The sequence below is a fragment of the Micromonospora sp. Llam0 genome (assembly GCF_003751085.1).
Lineage (GTDB): Bacteria > Actinomycetota > Actinomycetes > Mycobacteriales > Micromonosporaceae > Micromonospora_E.
Genome location: NZ_RJJY01000001.1, coordinates 5,589,956 through 5,607,692, shown reverse-complemented (window position 1 = coordinate 5,607,692; position 17,737 = coordinate 5,589,956). Strand labels below are relative to the sequence as shown.

The window sequence follows — 17,737 nt, the reverse complement described above, 5'->3', positions numbered from 1 at the left end:
CTTGAACAGGCTGATCATTCCCAGATACAGCAGCCGCACAGTCATACCAGAGATCATCAGCCCGGACCGAGAACTCCCGGCTCACAGTCGGTGCGATGAGTTATGGCACGGTACATGCGACTACGCCGCCGGAGGTGGAGAGATGTCCACCCTCGCCTCATCGGCCGCAACGGCCGGTGGACACGACCAACGGCGGACGGGACCGAACTGTTCAACATCGCATCAGTCCCGGTCGCTCGGTACCGGTACCGCAGCAAGCAGCGGGCTCGGCGCGTTGTGCCAGCTTAGGGCGAGGGCGTCACGGGCGCGGGTGGCGGCAACGAACAGCAGGGACCGCGCTTTGCGCAACTCGCGCTCGTACCGCACCGGGTCCTCCTTACGGTATCGCTCGGCGCCAGCGCGGGGGAGGACGCCCTCGCTAGCGCCGACGATCGCGAGCCGCTGGTACTCGAGTCCCTTGAAGCGGTGCATGGTACCGACGTGGATGGCGCCGTCGCCCACCGGGCCGTCTTTGGTCAGCTCGGCGCAGGTCATGCCTGCCTTGGCGGTCAGGTAGTCCATCACCTGGCTGACCCGCTCGTGGTCCGTGACGCAGACCGCGATGTGCCCGCCCGGGTCCAGGGATACGCCGTTCTCGCTGGTAGACAGTTCGGCTCGCCAGTGCGCCAGCGTGGTGGCCAGCCCTGCTAGTTCGTCCTCCCAGGTGCCGTAGCCGGCGAAGGCTGGCGGTGGGCCGTGCAGGATCGACCGGTAGCCGGCTAGCGTGTCCGTGCCGTCGTCGAGGTCGTCGTAGCTGATGCTTTTGTCGTCGGCGATGAGCAGCGCGCGGACGAGGATCTCCCGGGTGGTGCGGTAGCTGAGGGTCAGCCGGGCGGACCGTCCGCGGATGTGGATGCCCAAGGCGCCGAGGGAGACCTGGTGATTGTAGATCCGCTGGTGGGTGTCCCCAGCGATGAAGATGTCGTCGGGCAGGTTCGGATCTGCCATGGCGCGCAGCATCTTCCAGTGCGCTGCCCGTAGGTCCTGCGCCTCATCGACGACGATGTGCCGGTATCGGTAGCTGAGGTGCCCGGAGCTGGAACCGTCGTTGGTCGATGACCCGGCGGTCCGGCGAGCCTCGATCGTCGCGGCGCGCTCCATCTCGTACCGGGCGGCGCGCTCTGCGGCTTGGCCCCAGGTCTCGACGCCGAGTTTGTTCAGTCGGGCAGTGAGCTGTTCGATCAGCTTCCAGACCTGGCTGCGCTCGGGACGGGAGAGGGCACGACCGCGGCCGGCCCGGCGCACCTGGAAGTAGTCCGAGCGGCTCTGCACCGCTTGGCCAAGGATCACCTGCTCCCATTCTTCGACAAGGAAGTCTGCGTCCCAGCGGTGTTCGTCGAGTTCGAGCAGCAGTTGCCGCATCTCCGTGACGGCTGCGTGGTCGTTGATGCGTCGCTTGCGGGTCCGCTGGGTGGTGTTCTCGCCGACGGCCCGGGCGGCCAGCTGGTCGATGTGCGTGACGTCGACCCGGGTCAACAGGTGCGGCTCGATTAGGGATGCCAGTCGGAGTCGGAGGTCGTTGGCAAGGTTGGCGGTGAAGGTCGTCACGAGGATGGGCTTGTCGGTGCCGGGCGGCAGCGCTTCGGCGAGGTGCTTGACCCGGTGTAGTGCGACGACGGTCTTGCCGGTGCCGGGACCGCCGGAAACGCGGGTGGGACCGCCGTACTGCCGTCCGATGATCTTTTCCTGCGCGGGGTGAAGGTAGACCCGCCAGGCCCGGAAGTCGCCCTCCTCGATCGCCGCTTGCACGTGCTTGTCGACGGTGGTGACTTTGGTACGGGCGAACGCGGCGGCCAGGTCTGCCGGGTCTGGTTCCTGGTCGAGCTGAACAGGCGCGGTGATCTCCTCGCGGACCGCGTCGATGCCCATCCCGGCCGCGAGGCCGTACAAAATGTCCTTGGACAGGGGCGGGGCGCCCTCGAGCAGCTCGTCCAGCTCGGCGTCGTTGGTCACGGCGAGGGCCAGGTCGACGATCTGGTCGGCGACTCCGAGTTCCCGGAGTTGGTCGGCGTCGTAGCCGGCCAGCAGCGGCCGCGCGGGCGGAGTCGCTGGCGCCTCCGGGGTCGGCTTCGTCGCCGGGTCGATGTCCGGCTCGGCTGTCGTAAGCGTGATGCCGGCACGGCGTAGGGCGCTGTCGCCGACGACGGCGAGGTCGACGAACTCAATCTCGCCGGTGACTCGGTTGACAGCGACCTGAAGTTCGTCGTAGACGTCCTTGCGATGCCGGACGGCCACGACGAGCCAGCTCTGCGTGCCGTCGGCGTCGACGCCCACGGGAGCGAGTAGGGCCCGGTACGACTGGTTGATTTTCGCGCGGTAGGTCCTGGAGTCGCCCTTGAGCTTCTTGAGGTCGAGGCCGGGTTGCTCCGGGTTCTGCCGGAAGATGTGGCAAAAGTCGTAGAACTGCGCTTTCACCACACGGTCGAGCTTGTAAAGCTCCTGTTCGGCCTTGCGGTAGAGGCTGAGCCGTGCGGTCATCGGGTGGAGCCTTCCGTGTCAGGCAGCCGGGCGATCAGTTCGTCGAGGTGGGCCAGCCAGTCCCCTGCCGTGCGCACCGTCCAGCCTGCGTCGATGTACGCCTCGTCGCGGCGGCGTGCCTCGTCGCTGTCGGCCGTGGCGTCGTGGTGCACGACAGCGATTTTGACGTCGGAGTCGGCCCAGCCGAAATCCGCGAGCCAGCGGCCTGAGCCCAGCTCGTAGCCGAAAACCGGTGCCCGCTTGCCCCGGGCGGCGAGCTCTTCGGCGAGGCGCAGCAGGTCAGCCGATTCGTCCGGCTCCTCACGGAGGATCTCGAGGATGTCCTCGTCCCAGGTCGTGTCGCGCCGCGGCTGCATGGCGTCAGCGCCGACGGTGGTCGGGGCCGGTACGGTCGGCTTCGCTGCGGCCTCCGACACCCGGTGGTGCCCGCTTAACGTGTCGATCTCGCCGGGTCCGCCGCAGATGGCCAGCGTCTCGACCTCGAACTCTCCGGCCCGGCTGGCCGCCAGCTGGACACCGTCCCCGCCACTGTAAGGCAGGAACTGGGTGATGTTGGTCCAGTACAGCCACGCTCGCCAGCGCTGTTTGTGCGCGTCGGTGTCCAGCACGGCCTCGGCGTCGTCGAGCACCACCAGCGCGGACCACCGCAGCCGGTCGGGTTCGGTAGTGTCGAGCGCGACGATGATCGGCAGGCCGGTCGGGTCGTGCGCCCGGTAGAGGTGGACCAACGCGTGCTGGCCGTCCGCTTCGTGGCCGGCGTCCGTTCCGTGTCGGGCCAGTTCGGCGCGGAGCGCCGCGGCGAGCACGTGACGCTTTCCGGTAGCGATGATCGGGACCGTGCCAGGCGTGGCGAGCAGCCCGGTTACCAGCGCGTTCGCCCGGCGGGCCCAGCGGCCGGCGTCGGGATCGCGCAGATAGGCGATCATGGTGTCGATCGGGTTGGCGAACACCGCCCTGGGTAGGTCCACCCGCTGCCCGCCGTACTGCTCGTAGGCCGTTTTGGCTTGTTCCTGTGCCATCCCGGCATAGGGCGGCCAGACGGGATCTGCATTGGTGGTGCGGCCCTCGAAGAGGTCGATGTCGGCCCAGGTGATCTGGAAGACGGCGTGGCCGTCGGCGCGCAGGCGGGTGCGTTGTGCGGCGTCGGTGGCGATGCGGTTGTGTTCGCGGGTGGCGTGGTACCGGTAGCCCTCCAGGTAGACCTTCACACTCTGCGTCGGCCCGTCCACGCGGGTGAACGTGAAGTCGGTGCGGGTGCCGCTGACCTGCTGCTGGGCGGTGAGCCGCCAGTGCACGACGTCGGCGCCTGACGTGAATCGCAGATGTCCGCTGGCGTGCCCGTCCTCATCGAGGGCGACGTCGTCGGTCACCGTGGCCCACTCCCGCAGGGCCGCGAGGAAACGCGCCTCCAGGTCGGACTCGACCTGCTGGTCCAGTCCGATCAGCCCGGTGTGGGTGACTTCCTCGGTGTCCCACCCGTCGGTGCCGGCGGCAGTGAACAGCAGCGATTCGATCATCGCTATAGCCGTGCGCCGGGACACGACGTCCTGCAGCGCTTCGGGTGTGTAGCGGTGCAGGCACCGGTGGCACGCCCGGCGCTGTTCCTCAGCACACGGGCAGCTGCGCAGCGCCTCGTATGCCCTAGCCAGGGTGTCCTTGAAGGCGTCCGGCTTGGTCAGCCGGTCGAGGTAGCCGGTGCCGCCGGGCAATTCGTCGAACACCACCAGGAACCAGCGGCGTTCACCGCTGGCCTGGTCCGGCATGGAGGCGATAGTGGTGTCGAGGTGCTGGGGATCCCCACCGAAGTGCAGGTCGATGCCCATCCGCAGGGCCGCCCGGAAGGAGTGCACCTTGGCGTCGACGTCCGCTGTCGCGGCCGGCAGCAGCACACGGATCGCCTCGGTACGTAGCTGATGGGCCAGCAGTACCGGCTCCTGGGTGACACCACCGCGCCGTCCGCGCCGCAGCGGGCACCAGGGCCGGTGGTGCTTGAGCTTCGGGTGACGCGCCGCCGAGGAGGTCAGCGCATCGGTGTCGTGGTCGAAGACCGGCTTGCCGTCGGCGGTGGCCGCCCCGCATCCCGTGCACACGTGGAACGGGTTGAGCCGCACGGTGTGCCCGGCGAAAGTGTCCCGGGGCGGGGCGTCGAATCGGGCCGGCCCGACGTTGACGCGGCGGATCATCGCCTGCCGGCAATAGTCGACGCCGAAGGTCTGACGGACGTGCCGCCACGACCCGCGAGCGATGGCGTCCTCGGGAAAGTCGACCGCGTCGATGACGGTGTAGAAACGGCGGTCGCGCTCGTCCTGGTCGTCACGGATGCGCGCGTCCTCCCGCCGGTCGCGGGACGTCACCGTCACGGGCTCCACCACGTGGAAAAGGCAGGAGCCGTCATCGGCGATCTGGGTGCTGTGGCAGCGAGGGCACGGTGACCGGTCGTTGGCGGCGTGCTCGGTGCGCACGTATCCACACGCCGGGCAGACACGCCAGCTGTGCCAGTCCGGCCGCCCGCCGGTCATCAGCTCCAGACCGGTGATCTCGTGCCGGTAGCCTTGGGCGTAGAACGTGTTACCTGGGGCCAGCTCCGACAGGGCGAAGCGGCGCGGACGTTGGTACGTCATGTTCTCGGCGGTGATGCGTGGACGTCCGGTCCGGGGGTCGACGACCCCGTCCTCGCCGTACACGGTGGCCGAGAACGTGGTGGTCGTGTCGATCAGCGCGTAGTTCGGGAGCAGGCCGAGGTCGCACAGTGTGGCCTGAGCCGACGTGTCGCCCCGCAGCAGCAGCCGCTTGCCCACGACGCGCCGCTCGGCGTCCAACTCGGCCTTCTCCCGCGCCTGCTCCGGGTCCGTGTCGTGCAGTTCGGCGTACGCCTCGTCAATTGCCCGCAGCCGGGTGCGAAGGAGCTTTTCCATCCGCTGCCACTCGCGCTCGGCCTCCTCGACGGCGGAGGCCAGCCCGCGGGTGGCGAAAGCCCTCAGCTCGTCCTTGACGTGCTCACTGATTCCGGTGGGAAACAGCCGGAGGAAGCCCTCGACCAGCGTTGCGCCCTGCGTCGTGGCGACCTGGACGAGGTCGGCGAGGTATCCGGACGGGCCGAACAGCGCGGGCGCCCGGCGCGGCAGCGGCCGCAGCACGATCCCGTCGGCGCGGACCAGCTTCTCGGCGGCCGCCAGGTCGAGCAGATGGGCGACGTACTGGCGACGGAGGATCTCCACCGCCGACAGGTAACAGCCGGGCGGCACGATCGCGCCGGCCATGAGATCCCTGGGCCGGTCCAAGAAGTACAGGTCTCGCCGCCGACGGTCAGGAATGGTCAGCAGGAACGCGTTGCCGGTGCGGCGGCCGGCCCGGCCGGTCTGCTGGGCGTAGCTAGCGGGCCGGCGCGGCAGCGCCGCCAGCACCACCGCCGAGAGGTCACCGATGTCGATGCCCATCTCCAGGGTAGGCGTGCAGGACAGCACGTTGGGGTCGTTGTACCGGGCGTCACGGTCGCCCAGGTTGCGTTTGAATGCCACCTCGACGCGTTCCCTCTGCGGCCGGGTGAGCAGGCCGGTGTGCTCGGCCGTCACGATCTGATAGGTGCCCGCCCGGCGGTACAGCCCTCGGTAGTAGTCCCGTGTGTAGTCCCGGTCGCGGTGGTGGCGGCCCAGGCCGTCCGGACGGTCCCCGGCGACCACACGACCGGTGCGGCACCGGTACGACGGACACGGCTGGTCACGCCACTGATCCAGCAGCGACGGGTGGACGGTCTGCTCCCAGGAGCAGACCGGGCAGCGCACGAACGACTGCGACACCTCCTTGTCGTCGAGCAGCAACGCCTCGACATTGCCGGGCCGCAACCCGTAGACCCGCCCGGAGGTGTCGTTGGGCGTGCGCACCGACAGCAAACCAGCCGAGGTGAGCTTGGGCAGCAGCAGACCCCAGAACTCTCCCGCCAGCTCGCGCGGCAGCGCCAGGCAACGACCCGCCCAGCGCTCGTACCAAGACAGCCGCCCGCCCGCGATGTCGAACTCACTGCCCGCCTTCGGCGCGGCGAGCAGGAACACCGGGGCAGCGACCCGGCTCGGGAACGCCCGCATCCCGACCGGCCGCCGCCCCCAGATGAAGTAGCGGCTAGTTCCCGCCTCGTTGATGTACTGGTCCAGCCACGTGTGCGCGACCGCACCGCGCGTGCGCAGCCGCTCCAGGAAGACGCGCAGGAAGGCCAGGTAGCGGGTGTCGTCCTGGGCCACCACCGGCAGCCCGTCGCGGTCCAGCTCGGCGTGGATCTCCCGGACCAGTGCGACCGCGGCGGCCGGATCGGGGATGCGCACGTGCGCGGCGGCGGTACGGGTCAACTCCAGCGTGCGACCGTTGCGGGAGCGGAACCCGAACTCCATCAGCGTCTCAAACGCCAGCCGCTGCCCGACCAGCTTCCAGGTCGCCAGGTCACCGCCCCGACCACGACCGGACAACAGCCGGTCAACCCCGCGTAGGCCATGCAAGTCCGGCGGCACGACGGCCGCCAGCGTCGCGGGATCCGTGGTGGCCGCGACGACGTCGGCGATCAGATCATTCAGGGCCGTGCCGCCGCGCTCGTTCAGGTGCGCGGTGAGCAGAGCCCGCAACGAGAAGGTGTACGAGCGGTTGGCCACGAACCCGGCCCGGTGGGCGGCGTCCTGCACCGAGTCGTTGAACATCAACGTCTTGGCCTCGCCCGCCTCCCTGTCCAACTCGCCACCGGTGAACAGCTGCGTGATCGCCGCCGCCGCCACCGCGGCTGCGCCCGTGCCGAGGAACCGGATCGCGTTGCGCTCCCCGCAGGCGGGACACCAGTCCTCCCGCGCCGCAGTGTTCGCCGTCGAGCCGACGTTCGCCAGCACAAACGCCGAGTCCCGCGCCGTCAGCCGGGGCTCCCCGGTCACAGTGTCGTAGTCGCCGGCCGGGTCCGGCGGCCGCAGCCGCTGCCGTACGGCGTCCAGCACCAGCAACGTACCGGCCACACCCTGCGTTGCCGACGAGCCGCTCACGCCGCGACGGGCGCTGACCGGCATGACCGTCGGCCCTGACCCTTCCCGCGCCTCCCGGTCGGTGCCGGCGATGAGGTACCGAACACGTACCTTGTCCTGGCCGGCCGCCGCCCGACGGATCTTGAAAGTGTCGAACTGGACATCGCCGTCGTCGCTCTCGGGCGAGAACACGGCCCAGCCCGACCGGCCGCACGACCGGCAGTAGACCGCGGGAAGGAACAGGTTCGCGGACTGACCGGCCGTGGCCGTGGTGGCCGGCACGACCGGGTTTCCACCCCGCGCCACGCTGTTGTCGGTGCCGGCGACGTCCCAGCGGAACTCCGCACGCGGCCACGGCAGCACGCCGCGCAGCAGGCGGGTCACCGCGCGGGCCCACTGGTGGACCTCGACGTGAACGAACGGCCGCACCTCGCCGGGCTTCGCGTCTGGGTCGCGGGCGTGGGAGAGCAACGCCACGAACCGCGCCAGCGCCTCGGCGGCCTTCTCCGGCTGCCGCGCGATCGTAGCGGCCCAGCCGGAGGCGCCGGCCCTCCACATCGTGTCGAGCACCTCGGCGCTGATTCGAAGGTCGCCGCTGAACGCCATGAGTACGGCCCTGGTGAACAGGTGCCGCTTCAGGTTGCTACCCAGCAGCGCCCGGTCCGGATCCCGGACTGCCGTGACCGCCTCGATGAGATCCAGCAGCGCGTCGTCGCTGGCGGCGGGATCGGGCAGCGCCAGGATCTCGTCCGGTGACGGCAACGGCAGCGCCTGACGGAGGTCGTCCATTGGGATGAACTCGTCGACCGACAACCGGTCCTCCCCGACGATCGAGTCGTGGGTGAACTCGGCGCCGAAGACGTCCGTCGCCACGGCAAGCAGACGTGCGATTGCCTCTTCGTCGGTGGCCGACGCCAGCGTGGCTGATGTCGCCACCGGGCAGATGTCGCCGAGCGGTCGCCGTTCGTCCGGCGTCCCGACTGCGGCCGCGAGGCGGCGCAGTAGCATCGCTACGTCGGTGCCCTGCGCGCCATCGTAGGTGTGGAACTCGTCGACCACGACGTACCGGATGTCAGCGTCGTGCCACAGCGGCCGGTCGTCGTCGCGCTGCAGCAGCAGGTCCAGCATCTTGTAGTTGGTGATCAAAATGTCGGGCGGCGTGAGCTGCATATCCGAGCGCGTGGTACGGACCCGGTCGTAGCGCAGGGCCGCCCGATCGCCGATGTACAGCCCGGCCGAGACGCGGCCGAGCTTGTCCTGGTTGCCGATGAGCAACTCGTTGATCCGCTGGGCCTGGTCGGTTGCCAACGCGTTCATCGGGTACAGCAGGACCGCCTTGATGCCGGCCCTGCCGGCGGCGCGCTCCCGCCGGCAGTGGTCCAGCACCGGGTAGAGGAACGACTCGGTCTTGCCAGAGCCCGTGCCGGTCGTGATCAGCGTCGGCTGCGGTGTGTGCTCGTTGGCGGAGGTCAGTCGGGCGAACGCCGCCGCCTGGTGGGCGTACGGCGTCCAGCCCTCGCGCCGCCACTGCAGATGCCGCTCCCAACCCGGTCCGGCGAGCGTGAACGGCGTGCGGATCCGCAGGTACGGGCCGCGGAACATGCCCGACGTCTCGTCGCCGAGGAAGCGGTGCAGGGCCTCCCGTGCGCCCTCGTCAGCCAACGCATACGTGGTCGACAGATACTGCAGCAGGCTCTCCTTCAGCGCCCGCGCCTGCAGCGTCGGTCTCACGACGCGTTCACCTCCGCTGCCCCGTGATCCCACTCGCCCCAGGCGACCGCGGCGTCCAGCCGAGCCTGGAAGACGGCGTGCGCCGCCCGCATCTCAGCCTCCCGCTCTGCCTTGTAGAACGGCGGCGTGTAGCCGTCGGGCGGCGGAGCGTTCTCCGGGTCCTTCCAGTACGCCTCGAACTGCGCCCATGTCTGCTTGGTCTGCCGCTGGCCAAAGGTGCGGGCGTTGCCGGCGAGCTTCCACCCGTCGGCGTCGAACCACGTGACAGCCTCGTACTTCTGCAGCACCGGGAACCGCCCACGGTATGCGGCCACGAGCGCGTCGGCGCTCATCCCGAGCCAGACGGCGGCCAAGGCGTCGATCTCGACCAGCGTAGACCGGCGGGCGCGCTCGGTCCGCAGCGGTGTTTCGGGCCGCCAGTCCGGCGCGACGTTGTTCAGCGGCGGCAGGCCGGGCCACTCGCAGACCCAGGTCTCGCCGTCGAGCCACGCGGGGTCGAACAGCTCCGCCCACAGATCCGCGTACACACTGGTCAGGCAGTTCAAGCGCAGGGTACGCAGCAAGAGCGCCGAGGCGAGCGGATGAGCTACGGACGGAGCGGGCAGTACCTTCGCTCCAGCGACTTGGAGGTCGCCCCTTCCCGTAGCGCGAAGGAAGTAGTCGAGCGGGAGAGACGTCCAGAATCCGGCCACCAGCACGGTCTGGTGAATGCTCGGCATGACCATGCTGTGAACGGCATGGATGTGCGTCGGCCCGGGTGGGATTAGCGCCGAGTACAAGGCGCGCTCCGTGTTCGGTGCCACCTGCCGCCGCCACGCCAGGCGGTAGAAGTCGACGTACGGCCGGCGAGCCTGCTCGACCAGCAGCACATCGACCTGCTCGTCCTCGACCTCAACCTCCGGCACCCCGAGTGTCGCGGCAAGGCGCGCTCGCGCCCGGGTCACCTCAACCGCGTCCGTGCGCAGACGCCGCAGCTCCCGGTGGTCCACCCACCGATCCTGTGCCTCCCGGAACGCCGCGTCTCGGCCCGGCACGCAGCCGTACTCGGTGTCGGGCACGAAGTCGGACGGCAGGCTGACCAGGTCGTAGCCGTAGGGTTCGTTGCTGTTGGCATCGTGCCGTTTGAAGATCGGCGTGGCCGTGCTCACCTGGATGCCCTTCAGGACGACCTCTCCCCACGTCGCCGGCTGGTACTCGCGCCCGGTCGCCGTATCGACGCGGTTGTACTCGATCAGGTTCGTCTTTTTCGCACCTGATTCGTCGTAGCCGCGGGTGATCTGTGGCAGCAGTTCGGCCAGCCGAAGCGGGTACGCGGCCAGTGCCTCGATCGCGGCCGCCTCGGCGGTGCTGACCGGGAAGAGCAGCCGAGCCTGGGACAGCGGCCGGTCCTCCTCGTCCAGCAGCCTGCGCCACACCGCCAGAATGTCCTCGGTGACCGTGACGACGCGGCTGCGGTGCGGCCGCTCGTCGAACTCCCGGTTCTTGTACCTGACACCCGGCACGTCCCCCGATCCGTCGTGGTCCCGAGAGTGCCGAAGCGCGTCGGTGGACACCAGCCAGGACAGGTGGTCGAACCTGATTTCTCGGGGCCGGCTGTATATGTGGACGCCGAAGTGCGCCGTGTGTCCCACCGGCTCGGGGAAGAAGCGCTGCCCTGCGTTGACGAAGTCTCCGTGGATGCGCAGCCGCCGGTACGCCTCCCCCCGCAGCGGCCCCTCCTTGTCGCCGGTGAAGTGGCTGTCGGGGTGCAGAAGGCCCACCGTGCCGCCGGCCGACTGATGCGCCCACACCTGGCACATAAACGCCCGGTACAGGTCCGGCTGCGTGCCGACGAGCAGCGGGTACACCTGGGCAGATCCGAAGAAGGCGACCTGCCCGCTGGTCGCGGTCAGCTCGCGCAGCACGTACCCGCGGACCTCCGCGCGCTCCAGTAACTCATGCCGGCGGTGGTCCTTCTCCTCCTGATTGGGCTTTTCCTCCAGCTCGAACCAGGGTTCGAACTCGGCCAAGACGGCGTCCTCGTTCCAGCGTGGCCGGACCCACGGCGGGTTGCCGACCTGAAGGTCGAAGCCGCCGTTCTCCGCGAAGATCAGCGCGAAGTCCAGCTCCCAGTGCAGGAACGCGTGCCGGTCGGCGAGCTCCCGGACCGTCCGCAGCCAGGGAAACCGTGCCTCTGGGTCGGCGTTGTCCATACCCATGAAGAGGACGAGGTTTTCCTCGAACTCCTTCATCTGGTCGAGGTCGTCGTACTTGTCGATGAGGGTGCCGTCAGGGATGTCTGCCGCGCCGAGCATGGCTTCTAGAAAGTCAAGCCAGTCGTCGAGGTTCTTCAGCGGGATGACCGGGCGGCGTGCCAACTGCTTCGGCTTCGGTGCCTTCTTCGGTTTCGGCTCGGGCGTGGCGGCCGGCGTCGCGGCGGCGGTCTCCCACTCCGTCTCGTCCAGCGTCATCTGCTCACCGTTGACAGGGAAGAGTGTCATCGTGCGGAAGAAGACCGGCGCGGGCGCCGCTGGCGGCTGCTCGTCCGCCGCGGCCGGCGCTTGGCCTCCGTCTTGCCCGGTGGGAGCGGGGTCTACCGGCGCCTCGGCGTCACCGATGCCGCCAAGTAGCTCGGTGAGGGCCTCTACGCCGATCTCAGCGACGGCAGCCGCGTACTCGGGATGCGTGCCGTCGAGCAGGCCGACGCGGTCGGTGGGCCAGAACCACAGCGCGCACCAGGCGTCCATCACCGTCTTGAGTCGCCGGTACGGGGTGCCCGCTGCCTCGAACAGCTCGGCGTAAACCTTCTCCTTCGGCACGGCCTGCTCTGGACGACGGAGGAAGGCGTACTCCGGGTTGGCCGGGTCTGCGCCCCAGACGTCGATCCGGCGGGCGATCTCCCGCTCGGACAGCTCCATCCTCTTGACCACACACGACCACAGGAACTCTGCGCGCCGGGCGGCGTCGCGCAACCTGGTGAACTGCGATGCGGTCTCCTGCCGCGGTTTGCCGGTGCGGCGGTCGATCTTGGGGGTGCCGTCGGCGTTGAGGTGGGCGATGCTGCGGGTCGGGCGTTGGAGGAGTCCGCGTCGCCAGGCGGCCAGCCGGTCGACCTCGTTCTTCGCGAGCTTCTTCGCCTCGGTGGAGTGGGTGATCGCTGCCCATCCCGGCGAGGGCAGCAGGAACTGGTGCACTGCGTCGTCGGGTAGCGGCTGCGGTCGCCCGCCACGGTGCAGCGGTAGCGGTGTCGGTGGCAGGCTGCCCTTGGCTTTCAGCCAGGCCTTGTCTGGCGAGCAGACGTCGTGGGCGTGGTAGATGGCGCGGCGGGCGCCGATGAGCGAGTTGCCGCGGCGCAGGTGCAGGCCGAACCACGGCGCCTGCATGCCCGGGTGCATGGTGTTCAGCCACAACGAAACCTCGGCCAGTTCGCGTCCCGTGGCGTTCAGGTCGACGCCGTACGCGTTGTGCAGGGCGATGTATGCCTTGACCTTCTGCTTCTCGGTCAGCACGTCGCCGGCGGGGATCGAGCGGTCCAGTTCCTTCTGCCGTCGGCGCAGATACTCCTCGGCGAGCTGGTTGATCGCCTCGTTGAGGAAGGCGCCGGAGCCGAGTGCCGGCTCGCAGATTTTGTACGACAGCAGCCTGGCGGCGCGTGTCTTGTCGGCGTCGCTGTCGGCGCCTTGGCCGAGTAGCTCCTTGAGCGCCAGCTCCACCGTCACCGTGGTGAGCGACTCGGGGGTGTAGTACGAGGCCGATGTCTCGCGTTCCCGGCCGGAGAGGCGGTAGACAAAGGAGCCCTGTTCGTATTTCTTGACACCGCGGAGGCCGTCGCGGGCGTCCTCTTCATCATAGTGGACCAGTGTCTCGTCTGGGTAATCGTTCTGCCGGCGGGCCGCGATGAGCCACGAGCCCTCGTCGGGATCACCGCCTCTGGCGACCTCGCACAACTCCTCACCCGCGATGATGCCGGTGTAGGACATCAGCCCCTCGTACACGGCGCCGAGCTCGTTGATGCCGAGGTTTCGGTAGGACACGAAGCCGCCCAGTGTGCCTGGCCGGGCTTTCTTCATCGTGAGCAGGCGCAGGACGCGGTGCAGGGCTGAGTTGCGCAGGCGCAGGTCGAGCCAGCGCGGCGCCGTCTCGTCGTCGCACCGCGGGTCGAGCACCCGCTGGCCGATGAGCCGGATGGAGTCCGGGTCGAACAGCTCGCTGCGCAGTGGGTCGAATCGCAGGCCGATGTCTTCGCTGCGCCGCTCGGCTTTCTCCTGCCGGGTCTGCTCGTCGTCGCCGGGCTGGTCGTCGTCGGGCTCGGTGCCGTAGCGGCGGTGACCGAGGTTGACCTTGTTGAAGAGTAGGTCGAGGGAGTGGTAGAGGTGGAAGCTGTTCCTCGCCTCCTCCTCCATCAGTTCCTCGTCGCGGGCGACCAGTTCCCGTAGCCGTGCCACTGAGTAACCGGCCTCGTAGTTGCCGTCGTCGGCGGGCAGGATGCCCAGCTCGGGACGGGCCTCGGCGTAGAGCAGGAACAGGATCCGGTAGAGGTATCGCAGGCAGTCGCGGGTCAGTTCCCGGGCGAACGGCAGGCGCGGTTCCTCGATGTCTGCCGGCGTGACGTCGTTGACGGGCTCTGCCATCCGCCGAAGGACCTCGCCGGCGATGATTTCCACGGCGCGTTGCACGCCGTGGCGCAGCTCCTTGGACACCCCGACGGCGTTGACGGTGGATCCCTTGAGTAGGGCGTCCATCGCCGGGGCAGTGTCATTCTCGCCGGGGCAGAGCATCTCGCGGCAGAACAAGGCTGCGAGCGTGGCCAACTCACCGGACTGGGCGCGGTCGTTGCGCTCGAGCGCGGCGTCGAGGTTAGCGGCGAGGTAGCGGCCTTCGGCCCACGAGTTGCGGTCGGCGAGCACGATGACGCCACCGTGCAGCAGGAGGACGAAGCGTGGTGGCGGGCCGTCCGGACTGCCGATGTTGGCGTGGAACAGCCACGACGCGAGGGCCGCCCCGGTTTCGTAGCGTTCGCTGGCGTTGACCCGCACCGGCGACAGGAGCCGGCCGGCGCCGGCCGGGTCGAACGCGGCGTCGCCGTCCGCGGCCCATCCGCAGTCCAGCGCCACGATCCCGGGGCCGTAATAGGCGACCGGCACGGCGTGTTCGCGGCCGGCCCGATGGACTGTCAGCTCGGTGGGAGCGGGTTCGTAGCCGAGCGCGCGCAGCACATTCTGGTGCCACTCCACCAGGCCATTGCGCCACTCGGGGCCGTTGTAGGTGCCCAGGTCAAACAGGTCGTACGGGTCGGCCTGGGGCCCGGCGGCGAGGTAGCCACGGACATTAGGTGTCAGGTACTCGCGGCGCAGTGCCCGCACCATCTGCCGGGGCGTCGCCCGGTTGTCGTACTCGTCGCCCTCTCGAACCGCCCACGTGGCCAACAGTCGCTTCTTAAGCTCGGCGCCGAGCTGATCGGCGAAGTAGTGGGCGGACAGGTACTCGCCACGATTGATGATCGAGTCGAAGACGCTGCTCACAGGTTTCCGCCTCCCGCCGCTCGGTCGGACGGTTCAAGGACCGCCAGCACGCGCAGCATCGGTTCGCCAACGGTCTCCAACGCCTCCACCAGGTGACGCAGGCGTTCGGCCGTCTCGTCGACAGCCTGCTTGGCTGCGCCTCGGGGCGCGGCGAACAGGGCCTCCTGGTGCCATGTGCCGATCCGGCTTCGGTACGGGGCCAGCAGCTTCGACACCTCCTGCCGGTATGCGCCGCTGCGTTCGGCCACGTACCGGCGGGCCTGGTCGACGGCAGCCGGGACGAGCTTGGTCAGCCCCGGCAGGTCACGCGGCTGGGCGCGGCCCGGCATCTGCGGGCCGACGCCCCAACGGTGCAGCAGCGCCGGCGTCACCTCCTCGACCCGCGGGCGGTCAGCCAGACCGGCCACCGCCATCCACCTGACCAGCGTGGGGCGACCCAGCGCGTTGGAGCACACGCCCTGGATGAGGAACACCGGTTCCTCAGTCGTCGCGGCCATCACCGGCGCCTGATGCCGGCCGACCTCCACGAGCACCTTGTCGGTCAGCCAGTCCAGCACCGGATGCACGTCGGTGACGTAGGAGACATTGGGCCACTGGGATTTCGACGTTTCCCGCGCCGCAAGCAGGCGGGCCTCAGCGAGCGGCTTGGCGAAGGTGATCCGTATCCGGCCTGGCTCACTCTTCGTCGGCAGGATCCGCTGCTCGTCCAGGTATGACCTGGGCAGCGACCGCAACCGGTGGAGTAGATCCGCCGGCGGCTCGAAGGCGATCGTGCCGTCATCATCGCGCCGCAGCGACAGGTGGTCTTCCGGGTTCGGCCGGCATACCTGCCGCAGCGCCTCCTCGAAGTAGTCATCCGTGGACCGGAACAGGGACAGCACGGTGGCCGTCCGGACCTCGGAATGTTCCGCAACGGCGCCCACCTGGCCCAGCAGGCCGGCTAGGAAGGCCGACCCGCTCTGACGCGACCGGCCGATGGACTGCTCCACGGTGCGTCCGGCGATCAGGTCCTGAATCAGCCGGTCCTCTTCCTCTTGCGCCCGATACAGGCCGGTGACCGCCTCGGCGGACCCCTCGATCTTGTGTGCCTCCGCCTCCCGTACCAGCAGCTTCTCCCCGACCAGACGGTCGTCCAGGGTTCGCGGGTGGCCGGTCTCCTCATCGGTGCGCCACGGCAGGTCGCAGGTGAGGATCAGCGCCCGGAACTGTGGCTCGTGTTCCTGGCCGTAGCGGTCGATCCGACCATTGCGCTGCTCAATGCGGATCAAGGACCAGGGAAGGTCGTAGTGGATCAGCCGGTGGCACTGCTGGTGCAGGTTGACGCCCTCTGACGCGATGTCACCGGTGAACAGCAACCGCACGGGATCGTCACGGAGCCCGAACCGCTCGACGATGCTGTTCTGTTCCTCGTCAACCGTGGAATCGCGGTGCATGACCTGCACCACCCCGCCGTACCGCAGCCACGGCCGTCGTCCATCTGGGCCCGATCTGCGGCTGAAGCCCAATGCTTCCGGAACGGATGCGGCCAACCAGGTCAACGTGGGGATGCTCTCCGAGAACACGACGACGCGAACGTCCGAGCCGGGGCCCACACCCATCTCGCGCAGCTCGTCCACGAGCGCGCGGAACTTGGCAGCCTCGTCGTCTCGGACACGCCCTGCGAGGTCACGCAGCATCAGCAGTGCCTCCCTCTCCGCATTGCGGGCCACAGACTCAGCCGGCTTGTGACGAAGCGGATCCCCGAGCGTCCGCAGGCGGGTCTCGATCGTCGCCAGCAGGGCGCGGTGCGACGACAGGAAGGACTTGAGCAACCGGTACGGGATGAGCTGCGACGTGCTGACGGACTGACCACCCTCGTCGGCGGGAATCCAGCGGCTACCCAGTTCCTTGAGAACTGCCGCCTCGCTATCGGTCGCCTGGGCAGGGATCGGCTGGGACGGGCCCCGGTCCGCCCAGGCACCGCGCAGACCGTCGCGCACCTCCGGCGATGTCTTGGTCCGGCGGATGTACAGGTGACGCAGCCTGTCCACGTCGTACTTTGTCGGATCCGCGATCGCCGCCTCGTCAAGCATGCGGATCAGCTCGGCGAACGAGGCCGCCCGGCCGTTGTGCGGGGTGGCAGAGGCCAGCACCAGCGCGTCCGTTCGGCGGGCGAGCAGCCGGGCCAGGTCGTTGTTCTTGGTGCCCCGGTTGACCAGGTTGTGCGACTCGTCAATGACGACGACATCCCAGTCGGTGCGCTCCAGATGCGGGGCGTAGGTGGCGCTTTTCAACGTGTCGATCGAGATGATCGCACGCTTGAAATAGGCGAACGGGTTGCGGCCCGCCGGGATCTCCCGTTGCATCCGCTGGATACCCGTCGAATCCAGCCGCACCAGCGGGATGGCGAACCGGGCCCACAGCTCGCGCTGGAACTGCTCCAGGACATGCTGCGGCGTGACGACCAGGATACGCTCCCCGCGGCCGCGGCGAATGAGCTCGGCCAGCAGGATACCGATCTCCAGCGTCTTGCCCAGTCCTACGACGTCTGCGATGAGGATGCGCGGCTGCGGGTTCTCCATCGACAGGGCTAGCTCAGCCGGCCGAAGCTGGTGCACCTGATGGTCCATGAGGAACCCGTCCGCCAACGCCAGCCCTCGCTCCGTCTGCGGCAGCGGGGTCTTTCGGAACACGGCCTCCAGGTACAGGCGGGCGCGACGGTGGTTCGACGAATCGTCGGCGACCAGCTCCGTCCGACGCGGGTCGAGGACCCGGATATCGTCAAGCTGATCGAAGAACACCGCCTCGGTCCCACGGACGAAGGGCGACACGCCGATGACCTCGACCATCCACCCGTCGCGGCTGGTCTTCGTGATCTTCCGGACGAGCCACAGCTCGTCGCGGACCAGCACCTGCGCACCCGGTGGGTAACCTGCCGACGCCCCCTCGTCCCGCTCCACGACCTCGGTTTCGACACTCACCCCGGCTCCGACCCCTTCCCGCACTCCGGCCCTTTCG

At 69.0% G+C, this 17,737-nt stretch carries 4 protein-coding genes; all 4 read right to left on the bottom strand.

Going from position 1 to position 17,737, the window contains the following annotated elements; genetic code table 11:
• Window positions 1-222 precede the first annotated feature (222 nt).
• Genes EDC02_RS24410 through EDC02_RS24395 form a run of 4 tightly spaced genes read right to left on the bottom strand, consistent with a single transcriptional unit; the run spans window position 223 to window position 17,700 of the window.
• Entirely contained in the window at window positions 223-2,517 is a 2,295-nt protein-coding gene (locus EDC02_RS24410) for a UvrD-helicase domain-containing protein (RefSeq protein ID WP_123603952.1), read from the bottom strand.
• Window positions 2,514-9,239, bottom strand: a complete 6,726-nt coding sequence (locus EDC02_RS24405) for a DEAD/DEAH box helicase (RefSeq protein ID WP_123603951.1) — start codon at window positions 9,237-9,239, stop codon at window positions 2,514-2,516. The genes EDC02_RS24410 and EDC02_RS24405 overlap by 4 nt, the downstream gene beginning before the upstream one ends.
• Window positions 9,236-14,740: a hypothetical protein gene (locus EDC02_RS24400; RefSeq protein WP_123603950.1), complete on the bottom strand. Its 5,505-nt coding sequence runs from the start codon at window positions 14,738-14,740 to the stop codon at window positions 9,236-9,238. Before EDC02_RS24400 ends, EDC02_RS24405 begins: the two co-directional genes overlap by 4 nt.
• Entirely contained in the window at window positions 14,737-17,700 is a 2,964-nt protein-coding gene (locus tag EDC02_RS24395) for an SNF2-related protein (RefSeq protein ID WP_233606261.1), read from the bottom strand. The genes EDC02_RS24400 and EDC02_RS24395 overlap by 4 nt, the downstream gene beginning before the upstream one ends.
• Window positions 17,701-17,737: the final 37 nt, after the last annotated feature.

What these genes read in the sequence shown, in the direction of transcription:
- EDC02_RS24410 (WP_123603952.1), bottom strand. Translation starts at nt 2,517, where the DNA reads ATGACCGCACGGCTCAGCCTCTACCGCAAGGCCGAACAGGAGCTTTAC.